This is a genomic window from Halorussus sp. AFM4 (assembly GCF_051194995.1).
Classification (GTDB): domain Archaea; phylum Halobacteriota; class Halobacteria; order Halobacteriales; family Haladaptataceae; genus Halorussus.
Map to the genome: position 1 here is coordinate 532,582 of NZ_JBNTJT010000004.1, position 19,028 is coordinate 551,609.

The window sequence follows — 19,028 nt, forward strand, 5'->3', positions numbered from 1 at the left end:
GCAGACCTAAAAACTAATGTCAGACGACGAGACGCCCCAGACGACGCGTCGCAAGTACCTCACCGTCGGCGGTGCGCTGGCCGCCTCCGGGCTCATCGCCGGGTGCACCGGCGGGACCGGGAGCCGGGAGACGACGACGGCCGGCGAGACGACGACCGACGAGACGACCACGGCAGGCGAGACGACGACCGGCGAGCAGGAGACGACCGCGGCCGGCGAGTCCTACACCGTCTCGATGCCGCCCGTCGGCGAGGTGACGTTCGACGGCGTCCCCGAGACCTGGGTCGCGAACAACGGGAGCTGGGCCGACATGGGCGTCGCGCTGGGCGTCGAGCCGCCGAAGGGCGTCTGGCTCACGAGCCGGTACCACACCCAGTACTACGACGCCATCGACGGCGTCTCGGTCGACAAGAGCGACATGGTGAGCCTCTATCAGGACGGCGTCAGCAAGGAGCTGTTCTACGAGCTCGGCGGCGACGTCCACGTCATCGACCCCAACTTCCTGATGAACCGGTTCAAGGGCTGGGAGCAGCAGGACGTCGACGAGGTCGAGCAGAACATCGGCCCGTTCTTCGGCAACAGCATCTTCTCGACCGGCTACAAGTGGCACGAGGGCTACCCGTACCTCTCGCTGTACGAGGCGTTCGGGAAGCTCGCGCAGGTGTTCCAGCGGACCGACCGCTACGAGGCGTTCTCCGCGCTCCACGACGAGTTCCAGACGAAAGTGAGCGACGTCGTCCCGTCCTCGAAGTCCGAGCGCCCGCAGGTCGCCATCATGTGGGCCAGCGGTAACGAGCCCGAGTCGTTCTCGCCGTACCTCATCGGCGAGGGGACCAGCTTCAAGCAGTGGCGCGACCTGCAGGTCCGCGACGCGTTCGCCGAGACGGACGTCAAGGACTTCCACAGCACCCGGGGCGAGATCGACTACGAGACCCTGCTGAAGATCGACCCCGACGTCCTGCTGCTCCGCGGCCACGAGAGCCAGACCGCCAAGGAGTTCCAGAACACCGTGGTCTCGTTCATGAAGAACCACGACGTCGCCAGCAGCCTGACGGCCGTGAAGAACGGCGACGTCTACCGGGGCGGGCCCCTCTACCAGGGTCCCATCACGAACCTCGTGCTGACCGAGCGCGCCGCCAAGCAGGTGTACGGCGTCGACGAGAAACTCTTCGACCGCCAGCGCGTCGCCGACATCGTCAACGGCAACTTCTGACCCGCGGGCCGGCCCGCTGCGCCCTCGGCCCTTCGATAGCTCACGGTCGTCCGCAGGCCGTCCGGACGTTCTCTCGGGTTCCTCGCCGACTGTTCTCGGTCCGAATCGACGCCATAAGTTACGCGTAGCTATGATACATCTTATCTCAGTAATTATATATCCTCGCTGCGCGTCTATCAGCGCAGGAGTTCTTCTCCGCACCCATCATGACAGCCACCACCAGCACACCAGAAACCAGCAACACCTTCACGAGCACCGTCGGCGGCTACACCGTCCGCGGCCGCGCCCACAGCCTCAGCGCCTGGTTCGTCCTCTCGCTCCGGCTCATGATGGGCTACGCCTTCGCCTACTCCGGGTTCACCAAGATCGTCGCGGCCGAACCGTTCGCGGCCGGCGGCTACCTCGCCAACGTCGCGGCGACCAACGGCAACCCCCTCGCAGACTTGTTCGCGTGGATGGGCAGCACGCCGTGGTTCGTCGAGTTCGCGAACGTCGCGGTCCCGTGGGGCGAGCTGTTCATCGGCCTCGGCCTGCTCGTCGGCGCGTTCACCCGCCTGGCGGCGTTCTTCGGCGCGCCCGTGATGCTCCTGTTTTACTTCGGGAACTGGGACGTCGCCCACGGCGTCATCAACGGCGACTTCGCGTACATGCTCGTCTTCCTCGCCGTGGCGGCGTTCGGCGCCGGCCGCATCCTCGGTCTCGACGCCTACATCGAGCAGTACGAGGTTGACGGTCGACCCCTCGTCGAGAAGTACCCTGCGCTGGAGTACATTCTCGGATAGAGTATCGAATTTCTGAACCCCGTGTGGCGTGTAACCGCTACGAATGGCTTTTATCTCGGACAATATCGCATGACCGTGATTACGCAGCTTTCAGTTGCTCCCACTTGATTATCCTGTAGATGAAAACACCGTAAAGGATGAAGAAGGATGCAAGTGATATAACCGCGATTAATGTAAGGTGTGGTTTGAGGCTCATATCTAGTAACCCGACTGAAGCGCAGAATCCCGTTACAGTAAGAGCAATGATCATCGCAACTACTAACCGAAGCCGTCTGTGTAGTTTTCTTTCAGGAATCGAATTTTCTGCACCTCTAAGGTAGAATTTGAATGTGAGGAATACGACTGGAAGGAGTAATCCTGTCACCTGGAGCAGAGCGAGGACAATCTGATCTAATTCTTGGAAATCAGCCATTTCAACTCAAGAGAAATCTCAGAAAAGCGTATTAAAGGTTATTCTAAAGCAGCTCTATACTATGGCTGCTTTCTCGAACAGCAGAATTTGTCTGAGGTGTCTTTCTAGTGTTATATAATTACTTCCCTCTCAAATCTAAGCCCGATGTATTGACACACCCAACTACTCCTCGCGCCGCGCGACCTCGTGCCGGCCGAACCCGTACCGCAGCCGGTTGGCCAGCCGGCGGGAGAACCGGCCGTCCTCGCGGGCCCGCGAGCCGAACCGCTCGCCGAGCGCCTGGTAGATGAGCGGGACCGGCACCTCGCGCTCGAGCGCCTCCTGGACGGTCCAGGTGCCGGTCGAGCCGCCGGCGATGTAGTCGTCGACGTCGCCGAGGTCGGTGCCCTCCTCGCGGAACGCCTCCTCGCAGAGTTCGAGCAGCCACGACCGGATGACCGCGCCGTTGTTCCACGTCCGGGCCACCTTCTCGAGGTCGAGGTCGTACCGGCCCGCCGCGAGCAGCTCGAACCCCTCGCCGTAGGCCTGCATCAGCGCGTACTCGACGCCGTTGTGGACCATCTTGACGTAGTGGCCCGACCCCGCGGGGCCCATCCGGTCGTGGCCCATCGGGCCGGTCGCCACCGCGTCGAAGACGGGCGTCAGCTCCTCGTAGGCCCACTCGGGTCCGCCGACCATCAGCGAGAAGCCGAGTTCGGCGCCGGCCGGCCCGCCGGAGGTGCCGCAGTCGAGGTACGCCGCCGGGGTCGACTCGGCACGGCGCACCGAGTCCTCGAAGTGGGAGTTGCCGCCGTCGACGACGATATCCTCGTCGGTCAGGTGGGGTTCGAGGTCGTCGAGCGCGGCGTCGACCGGCTCGCCGGCGGGCACCATCAGCCAGATGCGCTTCTCGTCGCCCAGTCGCTCGGCGAGGTCGACCACCGAGTCGGCGGGGGTCGCGCCCGCCTCGGCCGCCGACGCGACCGCCTCCTCGTCGAGGTCGAAGGCCACGACGTCGTGGCCCGCGTCGAGCACTCGGTCCACGACGATGCGGCCCATCCGGCCCAGTCCGATGACGCCCAGTTGCATGAGAGAGGGTGCGGGGAGCCGGCAGGTAGGGGTTGCGGTTCGTCCCGGGTGCGCCCCGCCGCGGGGCCGGAACGTCCGCCGGGGAGACGGGAACCTTTATCAGTACCCGTCCGTTCCTTCCTCCTATGAGGCTGACTGCGTCGGTAGTACGTTGAACTGTCCAGCGCAGCGGCGCGTCTTTCTCACAGGACCGATCTCCCGACAGAGTCAGCTGTAACTACACCATGACGGACGTTCCCGACAGCTACGACCCGGAGCGAGTCGAACCGAAGTGGCAGGAGGAGTGGCAGGGCTCCGAGATCTACCACCCCGAGGGCGAGCCCGACTACGTCATCGACACCCCGCCGCCGTACCCCACGGGCAAGCTCCACCTCGGCCACGCGCTGGGCTGGAGCTACATGGACTTCGCCGCCCGGTTCCACCGCCTGATCGGCGACGAGGTGCTGTTCCCGCAGGGGTGGGACTGCCACGGGCTCCCGACCGAGGTGAAGGTCGAGGAGGAGCACGACATCCACCGCACCGAGGTCTCCCGCGAGGAGTTCCGCGACCTCTGCGTCGACCTCTCGGAGCGGCGCATCGACAGCATGAAGGAGACGATGCGGTCGCTCGGGTTCTCCCAGGACTGGGAGGCCGAGTACCGCACGATGGACGCCGACTACTGGGAGAAGACCCAGCGGTCGTTCGTCGAGATGGCCCGCGGCGGTGAGGGAAGCGACGCTTCGCGAGCCTCGTCGGACGGAACGTCCGACGGTGACGAGGACGAGAGCTACGTCTACCGCGACGAGCACCCCGTCAACTGGTGTCCGCGCTGCGAGACCGCCATCGCGGACGCCGAGGTCGAGAACATCGACCGCGAGGGGACGCTGCACTACATCACGTTCCCGGGCGTCGACAACGACGACATCGAAATTGCGACCACGCGGCCCGAGCTGCTGGCGGCCTGCGTCGGCATGGCGGTCGACCCCGACGACGAGCGCTACGCCGACCGGGTCGGCGAGACGTTCGAGGTGCCGCTGTTCGGCCAGGAGGTCGAGCTGGTCGCCGACGACGACGTCGACGGCGACTTCGGGACCGGCGCGGTGATGATCTGCACCTTCGGCGACAAGCAGGACGTCGACTGGTGGGCCGAGCACGACCTCGACCTCCGGTCGGTGTTCACCGAGGACGGCCGGCTCAACCAGCTCGCCGGCGAGTACGAGGGGCTGACCATCCAGGAGGCCAAGGGCGTCATCGCCGACGACCTCGAGGAGGAGGGGTACCTGAACGACACCGAGCCCACCGACCAGTCGGTCGGCGCCTGCTGGCGCTGCGACACCCCCATCGAGATCCTGAGCAAGGAGCAGTGGTTCGTCGAGGTCCGCCGGGACGAGATTCTGGAGAAGGCCCGGGAGGTCGAGTGGATCCCCGAGCACATGTACGACCGGCTGGAGGACTGGACCGAGGGGATGGAGTGGGACTGGGTCATCTCCCGCCAGCGCGTGTTCGCCACGCCCATCCCGGCCTGGTTCTGCGGCAGCGACGACTGCGAGCACGTCCACGTCGCCGACGTCGACGAGCTCCCGCTGGACCCGACCGAGACCGACCCCCAGATCGGCGAGTGCCCCGAGTGCGGCGGCACCGACTGGGAGGGCGAGACCGACGTGATGGACACCTGGATGGACTCGTCGATCTCGCCGATGCACGTCCAGGGCTGGCCCGACGAGGAGTTCGCGCCGACGACGCTCCGCCAGCAGGGCCACGACATCATCCGGACGTGGGCGTTCTACACCCTGCTGCGCGTCACCGCCCTGGAGGACGAGATCCCCTGGGAGCAGGCGCTGGTCAACGGCATGGTGTTCGGCGAGGACGGCCACAAGATGAGCAAGTCCCGGGGCAACGCGGTCGGCCCCGAGGAGGCCATCGAGGAGTACAGCGCCGACTCGGTCCGCCAGGCGCTCGCGCTGGGCGGCCAGCCCGGCAGCGACATCCAGTTCCAGTGGAAGGAGGTCACCTCCGCCTCGCGGTTCCTCACCAAGTTCTGGAACATCTTCCAGTTCTCGGTCGAGCACTTCGACGGGGACACCCCGGAGATCGACGCGCCGGCGTACCGCGACGCCGACAAGTGGATCCTCTCGAAGCTCTCCCGGACCGTCGACGCGGTCGAGGCCGACATGCGCGAGTACCGGTTCGACTCGGCGCTTCGCACCCTCCGGCAGTTCGTCTGGGAGGACCTGGCCGACGACTACCTCGAGCTGGTGAAGGGCCGGCTCTACGAGGGCCGGCCCGGCGAGCGCAACGCCGCGCGCCACGCCCTCTACACCGCGGTCTCGGCGTCGGTCCGGATGCTCGCGCCGTTCTCGCCCCACTTCGCCGACGAGGTGTACAGCTACCTCCCCGGCACCGACGGGAGCGTCCACGCCGCCGACTGGCCCGACGTCGCCTTCGACGGCGACGAGGAGGCCGAGCGCAAGGGCGAGCTCATCGCGGAGGTCGCCAGCGAGATCCGGGCCTGGAAGTCCGACGCCGGGATGGCGCTCAACGCCGACCTCGACCGCGTCGAGGTGTACTCCGAGCGGGGCCGCGGCTGGGACACCTACGACCTGAGCGAGGCGGTCAACGCGCCGGTCTACCCCGAGGAGGGCCGGCCCAACGTCGAGCTCGTCCCGGTCGGCGTCGACCCCGACCACAGCCAGATCGGCCCGCAGTTCCGCGACAAGGCCGGTCAGGTCATCGCCGCGCTGGAGGCGGCCGACTTCAACACGCTCAAGAACCAGAAGGAGATCGAGGGCGAGATCACCCTCGAGGTCGACGGCGAGGAGGTCACCGTCGACGGCGACGCCGTCGAGATCGAGGAGGAGTACCGCGCCGAGAGCGGCGAGGAGGTCGAGGTGCTGGAGACCGAGAACGCGACGGTGCTGGTGTTCCCCTGAGACGATCGGTGCGACGCTGATTTCGGGCACTCTCTTTCATCCTGCTCGACTGCATCCGTAACCAGTTCTGCGGACGCTTCGAAAGCCCCCGCCCGGTCGCTACGAACGGGAGTCATTGTGAGAACTGGCGTTGACGGAATCGCGAACAGGTTCCGAAAGCTCCGCCCGGTCGCTTCCCACAACAACTAGAACCGGAACCAAGACCGTCTCGAAAGCCTCCGGCCGGTCGCGGTCGCTCAACGACATATCCTCGGCTCGCTTCGCTCGCCTCGGATAGGGGTCGCTGAGACCACCACGCCCTTCGGGCGCGACCGGCCGGCCTCTTTCATCCACCCCCAGCACAGCGACCGCGAGCCACGCCCTCCCCGACCGATTGCGGTCCTCGATCACTGCGTGCCCTGCGGTCCGCATCCCTCGCACGCCTGGCGGACCACAGGGGTCCGCCAGCGCGCGCCGGTCCGGAACCGTCGCAATTTTCACCGCGACGCGCTACCAGAGTAGCATGGACCAGCGAATCCACGAGCACGCCGCGGTGCTCGTCGACTGGAGCGCCCGGATCGAGGCCGGCGACGACGTGGTGCTGCGCGTCGACGAGGGCGCCCACGACCTCGCGGTCGCCGTGGCCGAGAAGTTGGGCGAGCGCGGCGCAAACTACCTCGCGACCTACGCCTCCGACGAGGTGGAGGCGGCGTTCGTCGGGGCCCGCGAGGGAGAGTTCGAGCAGGACCCCGGCTTCGAGGTGGCGATGCTCGAGCGCGCCGACGCGGTGCTGTCGCTCCGCGGACAGACCAACACCGCCGCGAAGGCCGCCGCGCCCGGCGAGCGCCGGTCGGCCTACAAGAAGTCCCGGACCCGCATCAAGGAGCTCCGGATGGACACCGACTGGGTCTCGACGCTCCACCCGACCCGGGCCCACGCCCAGGACGCCGGCATGGGCTACGAGGAGTACCGGGACTTCGTCTACGACGCCGTCCTGCGCGACTGGGAGAGCCTCGCCGACGAGATGGCCCGGATGAAGGAGCTGCTTGACGCCGGCAGCGAGGTCCGCCTCGTCAAGGAGGACACCGACCTCGCGATGTCCATCGAGAACAGGACGGCGGTCAACAGCGCGGCGTCGGTCGCCTACGACAGCCACAACCTCCCGAGCGGCGAGGTGTTCACCGCGCCCTACGACCCCGAGGGCGAGGTGTACTTCGACGTGCCGATGACCCACGACGGCGCCCGCATCCGGGACGTCCGGCTGGCCTTCGAGGACGGCGAGGTCGTCGACTGGTCGGCCGAGGTCGGCGAGCACGCGCTCGACGACATCTTCGCCACCGACGAGGGCGCCCGCCGCCTGGGCGAGCTCGGCATCGGGATGAACCGCGGCATCGACCGCTTCACGGACAACATCCTCTTCGACGAGAAGATGGGCGACACGGTCCACCTCGCGGTCGGCCGGGCCTACGGCGACTGCCTGCCCGAGGGCCAGCAGGGCAACCAGAGCGCGGTCCACGTCGACATGATCACCGACGTGAGCGAGGACTCGCGGCTGGAGATCGACGGCGAAGTGGTCCAGCGCAACGGCCGGTTCCGGTGGGAGGACGGCTTCGAGGGCTGATTCTCAGACCGTCGCCCCGTCGGCCAGGTCGGCGAGGCGGTCGATGCGCTTCTCGACCGGCGGATGGGTCGCGACCGCCCGCTCCCAGAGGCCGACCAGCGACGGGCCGGCCGAGTCGGTCCGGTACTCCTCGTCGGTGACGCTCGGCGGGCGGACGATGGAGAACGCGGCGACCGGCGACCCGGCCCGCACGTCCTCGGTCGGGGCGGTCCGCGCCCGGTCGGAGAGCGTTTCGAGCGCCGACGCGAGCGCGCCGGGGTTCCCGGTCGCCGCGACCGCGGCGGCGTCGGCGGCGTACTCGCGCTGGCGGGCGAACACCGAGACGAGGGGTCGGCCGAGCGCGTAGAAGAACCCGCCGACGATGTCGTAGATCGTGACGTTCACCGGTCGGTACTGCCCCGGCGGCTCGACGCCGGGGTCGTAGGTCAGCACGGCGTGGGCGACCGCCGACGGCGTCGAGACCAGGGTGCAGACCGCGGCGTCCCGGTTGGCGACGTGCGCGATTTCGTGGGCGACCACCGCGTCGAGCTCCGGCCCGTCGAGCGCCGCGAGCACCGCCGTCGAGACGACTAGCGTCGTCCGGCGCGGCGACAGCCCCGACACCGAGACGTGGGGCGCGTCGGTCTCGGCCACCCGGACCGTCGGCGTCGGGACGTCGAAGCGGCTCGCGAACCGCCGGACGCGGGGAGCGAGCCGCTCCCGCTCGGCGCCGGTCGGCTCGCGGGCGTCGAACCGCCGGGGCACCAGCGAGTCCGCGCGCCGGAGCTCCCGGACCGAGAGCGCGAGGAAGCCGACGGCGCCGAGCGCGGCGCCGACCCGCAGGCTGACCGCCCAGGGGTTCGCGACGTCCGCCGCCGGTCGCGCGACGAACGTCGCGACCAGCAGCACTCCCGCGACCACGGCGACGCAGAGCAGGCCGACGCTCACCGCCAGCAGGCCGAGCACCGCGACGAGCATCCGGAGGTGGAGGGCGAGCCGCCGCATTGCTGTCGGACCGTTGCGGAAGAGCCGCCGTAAAGGTTCGTCTCTCACTCCCCGCGGAGGGTGAACCCCACCGCGGCGGCAGCACAGACCGGCGCGGCGGCGAGCGCGACCGGGTTCGAGTCGCCCCCGAACCGCCACCCGAAGGCGAGGTAGCCGACGGCGCCGACGGCGGCGGCGACGACGCCCGGCAGCGTGGCGGACTTCGACCGGTTTCGACCGTCCATACGCCGCCTTCGGTTGGCCGCATTCAGTTGGGTTCCTGAAAAGTTTACGGTTCGATACCGGCGCTCCCATGCCTGTTTACTGTCCCGCGCGCCAACGCTCCGGCGTGGACAGAGACGCCATCCTGGTCGGCGCGGGCGCCGACGCCGGCCTCGCCGCGCTCGCCGCGGCCGTGGAGCTCCCCGAGGGAGTGCGCTGGCCCGCCTTCGCCGTCGTCCTGGCTGGCGGGTTCGTCGGCGGCTACCTCGCCGGCCGGCTCGCCGAGGGGCCGTGGCGGCGCCGAGTGAACCACGGCCTGCTCGCGGGCCTCCTGGGCGGCGCGGCGCTCGCGGTCGCGGTCCGGTGGTCGTTCGAACCGGGCGCGCCGTCGGGCGCGCTGTGGCCCGCCAACTACGTCCTGGCGACCGGCGCGCGCTGGCTCCCGCCGGGGGTCGCCGCGCGCTACGACGCCCTCATCGGGACGCTGGCGGCGCTCCCGTACGGAGTCCTGTACGCGGCCGAAGGGGCGCTCGCGGCCGGCGCCGCGCCGGGCGGCGAGCCCGACGCCCCGGCGGTCCGGGAGTGACTACGGCTCCCACCAGTCGCTCCGGCGCTCGTCGTAGGTCGCGTCCCGGAGCGGCGCGGGCCACTCCGCGTCCGCCTGGAAGCCGAAGCCGTAGCCCAGCCAGTAGCCGACGTGCCAGCCGATTGCCTCGGTGCCGACCCCGCCCACCGTGATCCGGAGGCTCCGGTAGCGTTCGAGCGCGCCGTCGCCGTCCGGGTCGACGCCCCGGACCCGACCGCACGACCCGGTGTCGCCGGTCCGGCAGGGCAGGTCGTCGGCGAGGGTCACCACCACCTCGGCGGCGCTCCGGTTGTCGACGAACTCGAACGAGACGCGCTCGGGGACGGTCCCGTTCGCGCCGCGGGCGTAGTAGTCGAGCGCGTGGCGGACCTGCCGGCGGGCCGCCGCGCGGTTCTCGGCCTCGCTCGCGTCGAGGTACACCGTGAAGTTCGCGTCGTCCCACGGCACGCGCCGCTCCGTGGCGTTGGGCCGCGGCAGCGAGGTCAGCGCCGACGACGGCGCCATGACCGACTGGGGCTCGCTCGAGTGGTTCAGTCCGAGCGTGTGGCCGAGCTCGTGCTTCAGGATGAGCAGCGTCGACTCGTTGGAGTACGACCCGGCGATCTCGACGGAGACGGGCCGAGAGATCTGCCCGCGGTGGGTGACGTAGGGCGCGCAGCCCGCGGGCTCGGCGACGTTGGCGCACGACTCGATGCCGTCGACGAACTTGACCACCAGGTCGGGGTCCGACGCGTTAGAATCTAGCTCGTAGTCGACCGGGAAGCCGGCGTAGCGCGCGCTGTTGTTCGTCCAGAAGTCGAGCGCCCGCCGGACGAGCGGTCGGAAGTTCCGCGACTCGTTGGCGGTGTTGTTGATCGCGACCGTCAGCTCTCGCTCCCCCCACGGATTCGGCCGATCCGGCGTCTCCCCGGGCGCGAACGCCCGCCGGTCCACCGAACCCCCGTCCGCCCCGTCGCGAGGTGCCACGGTGGCGCACCCCGCGAGCACGAGGAGGGCAGCGACGAACAGTGTTCGCCACATCGCAACTCACCACGACGCGGCGCCGTATCAAGGTTGGCGTCGGTTTCGACACGACCGAGCGCCGGCCTCTCGGGGTAGGATTCGGCTAGCGCTATAGGCTCTCGTGGTCGCCGCGGAACGTCCGTCTTAAGAGCAGCTGACATGTGATAAGGTGTTCCGTCCGGCGCGCACCCCCGGCTACGGGAACCGTACGCGCGCTTAGCCACCCACTACGCGGCGCGGCAGTCGCGGCTTTACGCCCGCGACCCCGCTGAACCGTCGCCAGCGCTGGCGCCGTGCGGCCGGGCGTCGGTCACGGTCGCGGGTCGAAGTAGTCCGCGAGCTCGGTGCCGAACTCGTCGGCCAGGTCCGCGATCTCGTCGCCGACCAGCACGTCGTAGCCGTCTTCCAGCGCCGACTCGACCCGCACGCCCAGCGCGACGTCGAGGAGGGCGTCGCTCCGCAGGAACGCCCCGGCGGTCTCGAACTCCCGGGGGCGCTCGACGACGTACCGGTCGCCGTCGACGAAGGGGCCGTACACCTCCGGGTTCTCCGCGTCCCGCGACTGGGTCGCGGGACGCGACGAGCCCCGCTCGCCGGCGTACTTCCCGTAGAACCCCTCGGCGTGCTGTCGGACGTGGACCGGCGGCCCCTCGTGGCGCTCGACCGCGGGGCGCTCGGCGACCGCCAGTTCGGCGACCAGGACCGCCGTCTCGTCGGCGAAGGTCGCCGCGCGGAGCACGTCGAACCCCCGGCGGTCGAGCCCGTCGCGGACCCCGGCCAGCGACTTCCGGAGCTGGGGGTAGAGCTGGTCCTCCACGACGTCGGGCGCGTCGAACCGGACCGCGACCGGCGTCGTCCCGCGGGCCTCGACGCGCTCGCGGACCGCGGCCGCGGAGAGCGGCTCGGTCGGCTCCGGGAAGAACAGCTCCTCGCGCGGCGCTTCGAGCAGGTCGCGGGCGTAGTGCTGGAGGCGCGCGACGTTCTCGGCGGCGCAGACCGCCGCCACGTTGCGCTCGGGGTCGGTCGGGTCGACGACCACGAGGGGGTCGTCGAACTCCACCGCGCCGTGGTCCTCCGGGTCGAACCGGACCGGCGGGTGCCACTCGTCGGCCGCGGCCGCGACGACCTCGCGGAAGCCCCCGTACTCGAGCACGAGCAGTTCGGTCAGGTAGCCAGAGAACCCCCGAGTCCGGAGGTCGCTGCCGTACGCGCCGATGCCCTTGAGGAACTGCTTGAACAGCCGGACGTCGCCGGCGAGGTCGTCGTCCAGCCGGGCGGCGAGGTACTCGTTGTGGAACGGCGTGCGGTCGACCGCCGACCGGATGTCGGTCGCCGACTCCAGCCGGTAGCAGGGGACGAGGTCGACGTCGAACCCCTCGTACTCGCCGGTGACGTAGGGGTGCTCGGCGAACTCCTCCCGGCCGTCCGGCAGGACGGCGTGGCCGACCTGTAGCCCGTAGGACTCCAGGTCCTCGCGGTCGAGGTCGGCGGGGAACCGGACGAACAGGTCGATGTCGCGGTCGCCGCTGATCCACGTCCCCCGGGCGGTGCTGCCGACCTGCATCGCGTCGGCGTCCACCGGCAGGTCCGCGACGGCCGCCTCGGCGCGCTCGGTCAGTTCGGCCGCGACCTCGCGCATCCGGGCGCGCTCGCGCTCGTCGGGGTCGATTCGCTCGCGCACCGCGGCCACCACCTCCTGGAACTCGTCGTCCTCGCCGGTCATCGCCCGGGGATTCTCGGCCCGCGGCCGAAAACGTGTCGTCTCGCCCGCCGGGCGGTCGCACCGTCGCTCGCGCCGGGCGGAGCGCCGCGAGTATCCTGGGTCGCCGGCGACGCGAATCGCCAGCCCGCACCGTGCGAACGCATCACGGCGTCCGGTCCAAAGCGAAAGCCCTATCAAATGACTCCCGCATATGCACGAATGCAGCGGGATGCCGTCGTAGCTCAGCTGGTAGAGCGCCACGCTGTTAACGTGGTGGTCCCAGGTTCGAGTCCTGGCGACGGCGCTACTTTCTCGCGGACATCAGGCGAGGAGTTTTATCTCCGAGCGACATCTGTCCGCGAGTAATCGCGTTTCCTCGACAGGAGTCGAGCAGACGAGTCGCACGCCCGGAACGGCCGGAGGCCGCAGGCCCGGAACGTCTCGGCGTTCGCAGGTGAGCAGCGCGAACCTGCGAGCAGGGAGGAGCTTTGCTCCGACCGTGTGTTCGAGTCCTGGCGACGGTCGGAAATCGCGGAGCGATTTCCGAGCCAATCAGAACGCTCCGCGTTCTGATGACGGCGCTTTCTCTCGGTGAACCTACCGTATAGTGGAGCGACGATTCCACAATCCCCCAAAACGATAGGCTAAAAGGGTGCGATGGGAAACGTGTAGGTGTCGGGCCCTTAGCTCAGTCTGGTTAGAGCGCTCGGCTCATAACCGAGTGGTCGATGGTTCGAATCCGTCAGGGCCCACTTCTGCCGACACGTCCGGCGAGCAGTGCGTTCTTTGAAAGGGGGGTCGAACCCCCGGCCGTGAGACGAAACGCCGCCCTGAAACTCCTCGGCGCGCTCGGTGCCGGGGCTGCCGCAGTTCGCGTCGCCGAGTCCCGCCGCGACAGAGCGATAGCGCGGCGGGTGGACGACCTGCTGGCGGCCGCCGACAGCCGCTCCGAGGAAACCTTCTCCGCGGACGACCTCGACGGGCTCCCCGACCCCGTCCGGCGCTACTTCGAGACCGTCCTCGACGAGGGCCAGCCGTCCGTCCGGTCGGTCCGGCTGGAGCAGCGCGGCGAGTTCCGCCTCGGCGGCGCGACGGGGTCCTGGAAGCCGCTCGCGGCGACCCAGCACTTCACCGTCGACCCGCCGGGGTTCGTCTGGGACGCCGAGATCGAACTGTTCCCGCTGGTCTCGACCCGGGTCGTCGACGCCTACGTCGCCGGCGAGGGGTCGCTGCGGGCCACCGTGCTCGGGGCGATTCCGGTCGCCGACGTCGAGCCGAGCCCGGAACTGAACGAGGGCGAACTGCTGCGCTACCTGGCCGAGGCGGTCTGGTTCCCGACGGCGCTTCTGCCGGGGCGGGGCGTGTCCTGGGAGGCGGTCGACGACCGGTCGGCGCGGGCGACGCTGACCGACCGCGGGGCGACCGCCTCGCTGGTCTTCCGCTTCGACGACGAGAACCTGGTCGAGCGCGTCCGCGCCGAGGGGCGCTACCGGACCGCGGACGACGCCTTCGCGCCGTGGACCGGCTACTTCCGGGACTACCGGGAGCGCGACGGGATGCGGATTCCGACCGTCGCCGAGGTGGAGTGGAACCTGCCGGACGGGGATTCGAGCTACTGGCGAGCGCGGGTGACCGACGTCGACCACCGGACCGGCTCCGGCGGCTCTGGTTCTGCGGCGTCGCGGTGACCGACGCGGATCACTCGACCAGGTCGACGTCCGTGAACTCGAAGCGAGCGCCGCCCTCCTCGCTCTCGGTGATCTCGCAGTCCCAGCCGTGGGCCCGCACCAGCTGCTCGACCACCGCGAGGCCGAACCCGATGCCGACGTTGCTGGTCGAGTAGCCCGGCTCGAACACCGCGTCGCGCTCGTCCTCGGGGATACCGGGCCCGTCGTCCTCGACGTAGAAGCCCCCATCGAGGTCGCCGATCCGGACCGTGACGCCGGCGCCGCCGTGCTCCTCGGCGTCGTCAGCCTCCGGCTGACTGCTCGTCGAACCGTGTTCCACCGCGTTGCGGTAGAGGTTCTCGAGGAGCTGGCGGAGCCGCGCGGGGTCGGTCCGGAGCCGGCGGTCGGTCTCGACGACGAGCTCCCCGTCGGGGTCGAGGTCGTCCCACCACTCGCGGGCCCTCTCGGCGAGGTCGACGACCTCCGTGCCGTCGACCGACGCGCCCCGGCGGGTGACCACCAGCAGGGTCTCGATCATCTCCTCGATCCGGTCGAGCGCCCGGTCGACCTCGTCGAACGCCGACCCGTCGGCGTCGTCGTCGACCGCCTCGGCGACGCCCATGTCGAGGTAGATCTGGGCGATCTCCAGCGGGTTGCGCAGCTCGTGGGCCAGCATGCTGGCGAAGGCGTCGAGGCGCTCGTTCTGGGCCTCCAGCCTGCGCTCGTGCTCGCGGCGCTCCCGCTCGCGCTCGACCCGGTCGAGCGCGGCCTCGGCGGTGGCGGCCAGCAGGTCGGCCAGCTCCCGCTCCCGGGCGCCGAACGCGCCGACCTCCTCGGAGACGACCGCGAGCACGCCGTGGTCGCCCAGCGGGATCCAGACGCCGCTCCGGAGCGGCGTGTCGTCCCGGTACGCGCGGTCGGTCTCCGCGACGTCGTCGTGGGTGACGGTCTCGCCGTCGGCGAACGCCCGCCACGTGATGGCGTCGTCGCCGGGTTCGAACGCCGGTATATCGCCGAAGATCTCCTCCACGTAGTCCGAGACCGCGGCCGGTTCGAGCGACTCGGCCGCCTCGTCGTAGAGGTAGATGCCGGCGCCGGGGATGCCCAGCACGTCGGTCGTGGTCCGGAGCACCGACCCGGCGACCGCGTCGGCGGTCTCGAGCTGGAGGAGCTCGCGGCTCGACTCGTGGAGCGCGGTCAGCGTCTGTTCGAACCGCTTGCGCTCGGTGACGTCCCGGACCACGCCGGTCCGGGCGAACGACTCGTCGTCGTACCGGTACGGCCCGAACCGGGCCTCGACAGGGATCGTGTCGCCGTCCCTCGTCTGCAGGTCGAACTCCAGCGACGCGCTCCCGAGGTCGTCGGCGACCGACTCGCTCAGCTCGGCGGCCCGCTCGTTGACCGCGTCGCTGTGGACGACCGAGGCGTGCTCGCCCAGCAGCTCCTCGCGGTCCCAGCCGGTCAGCTCGCAGAACGAGTCGTTGACCATCACGAACCGCTCGTCGGGGTCGAGCGCGTACACGCCGTCCTCGACCGTCTCGACGATGGTCTCGTAGCGCTCGAGCTGGTGCCGGCGCCGGCGCCGGCGGACCGCCGTGGAGAGGATGCGGGCGACGCTCTGGACGAACTGGACCTCGTAGTCGGCGTACTCCCGGCGCTCGGTCGCGTGGGTCTCGAGGATGCCCCAGGGGTCGTCGGGCGAGCCGATGATGCTGCTGACGCCGCTTATCATCCCGCGCTCGGCATTCGGGTCGGGGTAGGCGAACCGGTCCTCGGTCTCGAAGTCCTCGACCACGACCGGTTCCTCCGACAGCAGGGTGTAGCCGGCCTGCGACCCCCGCTCGGTGTCGAACGCGACCTCCCCGACCAGCTCGTCGTCCCAGCCGTAGCCCGCCCGGAGCAGCAGGTCGTCGGCGTCGGGCCGCAGCTCCAGCACCTTGCCGTACTCCTGCCCGAGCGTCTCGGCGACCAGCTCGGCGGCCTCGTCCATCAGGTCGTCGAGCGGCCGGTCCTCGAGCGCGTGGCGCGAGAACGCCGAGACCGCCTCCTGCTGGTCGACGCGGTCGCGGAGCTCGGTCTCGCGGCGCTTCCGCTCGGTCACGTCCCGGACCACGCCGATGTGCTCGCGGCCGCCGTCGGTCCGGCGGGTGACGAACCGGGCCTCCACGGGGAACGTCTCGCCGTCTGCGGTCAGCGCGTCCAACTCGACGGTCGCCGACGTCCGGTCGCCCGCGACCTGCTCCTCGATGCGGTCCTCGACGGCGTCGCGGAGTTCGTCGCCGTCGTCGACGACCTCCCACACCGACCGGCCGAGCAGCTCCCCGCGGGAGTAGCCCAGCATCTCGGCGAGCGCGGAGTTGACCATCGTGAAGCGCAGCTCGTCGTCGAGGATGTAGATGCCGTCGTCGGTCGTCTCGACGATGGTCTCGTAGCGCTCGAGCTGCTGCTGGCGGGCCCTGCGCTCGGTCACGTCCTGGAAGTACACCGACAGCCCGCTCTCGGAGGGGTAGGCCCGCACCTCGAACCACGTCGACAGCGGCGGGTAGTACTCCACGAACGACACCGGCTCCTGGGTCTCCATCGCCCGCTCGTACTCGCGCTGGAACCTGGTGCCGACCGCCCCGGAGAACACGTCCCAGACGTTCTCGCCGACGATCTCGGACTCCTCGCGCCGGAGCAGCTCCTCGGCCTCCTCGTTGACGTAGGTGATGTTCCAGTCGTCGTCGAGCGCGAAGAAGGCGTCGGCGATCCGGGTGAACACCTCCGAGAGCTCGGTCTCGAGCTCCTCGCGCCGGCGCTCGAGCTCGTGCTGGGTGTCCTTGAGCTCGGTCACGTCCTCGGCCGCGCTGACGATCCGCTCGACCTCGCCGTCGTCGCCGACCGGGGCCGCGCTGACCGAGAGGTGGAGCCGCCGGCCCGACGGTCGCTCGACGACGACCTCCTCGTTGTAGACCGGCTCGCCGGTCTCGAGCGCGCGGCTGACCGGGAACTCCTCGGCCGGCAGCGGGTCGCCGTCGGCGTCGTACACCCGCCACCCGTCCCCGTCCTCGGCGTCGTACGGCAACCGGTCGTCGCCGATGCCGAGCAGCTCGGCCGCCCGCTCGTTGGCCCGGAGCAGTTCGCCGTCGGCGTCCCGGACCGCGAGCGCGATCGGGCTGGTGTCGAATATCTCCTCGACTAGGGCTTCCTCCCGGAGGCGGTCGCCCGACCCGTCGGGGTCGCTCGACTCGTCGCCGTCGGACGGCTCGCGCAGGAAGGCGGTGAGCAGCGACCGGCCGTCGCTCTCGTGGACCGCCCCCGAGACCGCGACCCGCCGCTCGGTCCCGTCGGCGGTCACCACCGTCAGCTCCCGGTCGCCGTCCGCCGGCCGGCCCGCGCCGTCGGCGACGTCGGGGTCGAACCACTCGCGGTACCGGTCGCGGCGGCCCTCGGGCGCGAGCTCGTCGACCGGCCGGCCCCGGAGCGCCGCGGGGTCGTAACCCAGCACGTCCGCGACCGCCGGGTTGGCGTAGACGACGGTCCCGTCGGCGTCGACCGTGACGACCGCGTCGCTCGCGGCCGCGATCATCCCCTCGAAGAACTGCTCGCCGACGCCGGCGCTCGGTGGCTCCCGGTCGCCGCCGGACGGCTGTCCGCTGTGGCCTCTCATGCACGACCTCCGACTTGCGTTGTCCGTTGTACAGACCGCCGGAACAATAGTGTCACGCTTGGAATCGCGCGGTCATCACGCTGTCGGTGCGTCCCGGGCGGTCGGCCGGCTCACACCGAGGCCAGCCGCGCGACGTACACCAGGCTCATGACGTGGTCGTCGACGTCGAGGTCGGCCGGGCCGGGCTTGTCGGGGTCGAAGCTCTCGACCTCGGAGAACCCCCGCATGTACTCCCGGAGGTCGTCGCGGACCCGCTCGGTGATCCAGCCGACCTCCTCGTAGTACGCCAGGGCGTTGCCGGTGTTCTCGAAGCCGGCCTTGTTGATGAGCAGGTCGAGCCACTCGAAGACGACGACCTCCGTGCTGTACTGGTCGGGCAGCGCCTCCAGGTAGGGCTTCTCGGGCAGCGCCCCCGCGGCCGAGAACTGGCTCTGGAGCCGGACCAGCTCGTCGCGCTCGCTGTGGCGCAGCACCTCCTCGGGCGACGCGGGCAGGTCCGCGCCGTCGTCGAACACCGCGGGCGTCTCGCGGTCCGGGTCAGCGAGGCGACGCAGGTCGCTCAGGTCGTAGTTTTCGGTCGTCGTCGGCATGGTACTCGGTTACTTCGGCTAACTCACACCGACCATTTAAGTTTTCTTGCCAGTCGGCTACCGCGGCTACGCCCGTTCTCTCGGCCGTCACCTGGATTCAGCGGTGTGATCTCTGGAAGACATGTCTGGGTACTGCCTCCGAACCTGACGGTATCGAGACAACGGGCCGCGTCCAGAGTCGGCCGAAAGACGGCGAAGAAGGCGCTTCAGCTCCGGCGTTTCCGGACGACCGCCGCGAGGCTGACGACCGCGGTCGCCAGCCCGAGGACGCTGGCGACCTTCTGCTTGGCGCCGCCGCTCCGGTCGCCGCCGATCTCGGGCTCCGGGCCGTGCTCGTACTTCTCGCTGTCGCCCTGGAGCTCGCTGCCGCCGCTACCGCCCTTGAGCTTCCAGGCGAGCAAGGCGATACCGGCCGCGACCGCGAGCAGGCCCACCAGCTTGGCCTTGCCGCCGCCCGACGACTCGGACCCGCCGCTCGACTTCGATCCGCTCGAAGACCTCGCGGTCGACCCCTCGCCGGTCGACTGCCTGTCCGCCTGCGTCCGCTCCGCCGGCTGGTACTCCTCGACGAGCGCGGGCTTCTCCAGATTTATCTCCAGGATTGCCATACCGAACGGTTCGACGCTCGGATACGAATAGGTTGCGGCTGGTTCACCGGTTGCA

Annotated in this window: 15 protein-coding genes and 2 tRNA genes; 8 read left to right on the forward strand and 9 right to left on the reverse strand. The window is 69.8% G+C overall.

Annotation, left to right across the window (positions count from 1 at the left end; genetic code table 11):
* The first annotated feature begins 16 nt into the window (after positions 1–16).
* Both ACQUQF_RS20105 and ACQUQF_RS20110 read left to right on the forward strand, forming a co-directional pair.
* Positions 17–1,213: an ABC transporter substrate-binding protein gene (locus tag ACQUQF_RS20105; RefSeq protein WP_435180920.1), complete on the forward strand. Its 1,197-nt coding sequence runs from the start codon at positions 17–19 to the stop codon at positions 1,211–1,213.
* 206 nt (positions 1,214–1,419) lie between these two features.
* Positions 1,420–1,995 (forward strand): DoxX family protein, encoded by a 576-nt coding sequence (locus ACQUQF_RS20110; RefSeq protein WP_435180921.1) that lies wholly within the window; start codon positions 1,420–1,422, stop codon positions 1,993–1,995.
* Positions 1,996–2,074: 79 nt separating this feature from the next.
* Here the strand turns inward: ACQUQF_RS20110 and ACQUQF_RS20115 are convergent, their stop codons facing one another.
* Together ACQUQF_RS20115 and gnd are read right to left on the reverse strand one after the other, a co-directional pair.
* Complete coding sequence (locus ACQUQF_RS20115) at positions 2,075–2,407, reverse strand: hypothetical protein (RefSeq protein ID WP_435180922.1); 333 nt, start codon at positions 2,405–2,407, stop codon at positions 2,075–2,077.
* A gap of 162 nt (positions 2,408–2,569) precedes the next feature.
* Positions 2,570–3,475, reverse strand: a complete 906-nt coding sequence (gnd, locus tag ACQUQF_RS20120; protein WP_435180923.1) for a phosphogluconate dehydrogenase (NAD(+)-dependent, decarboxylating) — start codon at positions 3,473–3,475, stop codon at positions 2,570–2,572.
* A 224-nt stretch (positions 3,476–3,699) separates the two neighbouring features.
* Here gnd and ACQUQF_RS20125 point away from each other — a divergent pair, with 224 nt between their 5' ends.
* Both ACQUQF_RS20125 and ACQUQF_RS20130 read left to right on the forward strand, forming a co-directional pair.
* A complete protein-coding gene (locus tag ACQUQF_RS20125) occupies positions 3,700–6,384 on the forward strand; it encodes a valine--tRNA ligase (RefSeq protein ID WP_435180924.1) in 2,685 nt (894 codons plus the stop codon).
* A 502-nt stretch (positions 6,385–6,886) separates the two neighbouring features.
* Complete coding sequence (locus ACQUQF_RS20130; protein ID WP_435180925.1) at positions 6,887–7,984, forward strand: aminopeptidase; 1,098 nt, start codon at positions 6,887–6,889, stop codon at positions 7,982–7,984.
* A 3-nt stretch (positions 7,985–7,987) separates the two neighbouring features.
* Here ACQUQF_RS20130 and ACQUQF_RS20135 read toward each other — a convergent pair whose 3' ends face one another.
* Together ACQUQF_RS20135 and ACQUQF_RS20140 are read right to left on the reverse strand one after the other, a co-directional pair.
* Positions 7,988–8,968, reverse strand: coding sequence for a M48 family metalloprotease (locus ACQUQF_RS20135; RefSeq protein ID WP_435180926.1), 981 nt, complete (start codon positions 8,966–8,968; stop codon positions 7,988–7,990).
* 44 nt (positions 8,969–9,012) lie between these two features.
* Positions 9,013–9,192 (reverse strand): hypothetical protein, encoded by a 180-nt coding sequence (locus ACQUQF_RS20140; protein WP_435180927.1) that lies wholly within the window; start codon positions 9,190–9,192, stop codon positions 9,013–9,015.
* Positions 9,193–9,296: 104 nt separating this feature from the next.
* Between ACQUQF_RS20140 and ACQUQF_RS20145 the strand changes: the two genes are divergently transcribed.
* Positions 9,297–9,755 (forward strand): hypothetical protein, encoded by a 459-nt coding sequence (locus tag ACQUQF_RS20145; RefSeq protein WP_435180928.1) that lies wholly within the window; start codon positions 9,297–9,299, stop codon positions 9,753–9,755.
* Here ACQUQF_RS20145 and ACQUQF_RS20150 read toward each other — a convergent pair whose 3' ends face one another.
* Both ACQUQF_RS20150 and cca read right to left on the reverse strand, forming a co-directional pair.
* Complete coding sequence (locus ACQUQF_RS20150; RefSeq protein WP_435180929.1) at positions 9,756–10,775, reverse strand: matrixin family metalloprotease; 1,020 nt, start codon at positions 10,773–10,775, stop codon at positions 9,756–9,758.
* A gap of 292 nt (positions 10,776–11,067) precedes the next feature.
* The gene (gene cca, locus ACQUQF_RS20155) at positions 11,068–12,480 is read right to left on the reverse strand and encodes a CCA tRNA nucleotidyltransferase (RefSeq protein ID WP_435180930.1); all 1,413 of its coding nucleotides are present in this window, start codon (positions 12,478–12,480) and stop codon (positions 11,068–11,070) included.
* Between the two features lie 210 nt (positions 12,481–12,690).
* Between cca and ACQUQF_RS20160 the strand changes: the two genes are divergently transcribed.
* The 3 genes from ACQUQF_RS20160 to ACQUQF_RS20170 all read left to right on the forward strand — a co-directional run bounded on the left by ACQUQF_RS20160 (position 12,691) and on the right by ACQUQF_RS20170 (position 14,147).
* Positions 12,691–12,763: transfer RNA gene (locus tag ACQUQF_RS20160), tRNA-Asn, on the forward strand.
* A gap of 373 nt (positions 12,764–13,136) precedes the next feature.
* Positions 13,137–13,211 (forward strand) — tRNA-Ile (locus ACQUQF_RS20165).
* 60 nt (positions 13,212–13,271) lie between these two features.
* Positions 13,272–14,147, forward strand: coding sequence for a DUF6920 family protein (locus tag ACQUQF_RS20170; RefSeq protein WP_435180931.1), 876 nt, complete (start codon positions 13,272–13,274; stop codon positions 14,145–14,147).
* Positions 14,148–14,157: 10 nt separating this feature from the next.
* On the opposite strand, the gene ACQUQF_RS20175 is transcribed toward ACQUQF_RS20170, so the two are convergent.
* From ACQUQF_RS20175 to ACQUQF_RS20185, 3 genes are all read right to left on the reverse strand, one after another.
* Entirely contained in the window at positions 14,158–17,775 is a 3,618-nt protein-coding gene (locus ACQUQF_RS20175) for a PAS domain S-box protein (RefSeq protein ID WP_435180932.1), read from the reverse strand.
* A gap of 110 nt (positions 17,776–17,885) precedes the next feature.
* Positions 17,886–18,365: a FlaD/FlaE family flagellar protein gene (locus ACQUQF_RS20180; protein WP_435180933.1), complete on the reverse strand. Its 480-nt coding sequence runs from the start codon at positions 18,363–18,365 to the stop codon at positions 17,886–17,888.
* Positions 18,366–18,571: 206 nt separating this feature from the next.
* Positions 18,572–18,973, reverse strand: coding sequence for a hypothetical protein (locus tag ACQUQF_RS20185; RefSeq protein ID WP_435180934.1), 402 nt, complete (start codon positions 18,971–18,973; stop codon positions 18,572–18,574).
* Positions 18,974–19,028 lie beyond the last annotated feature (55 nt).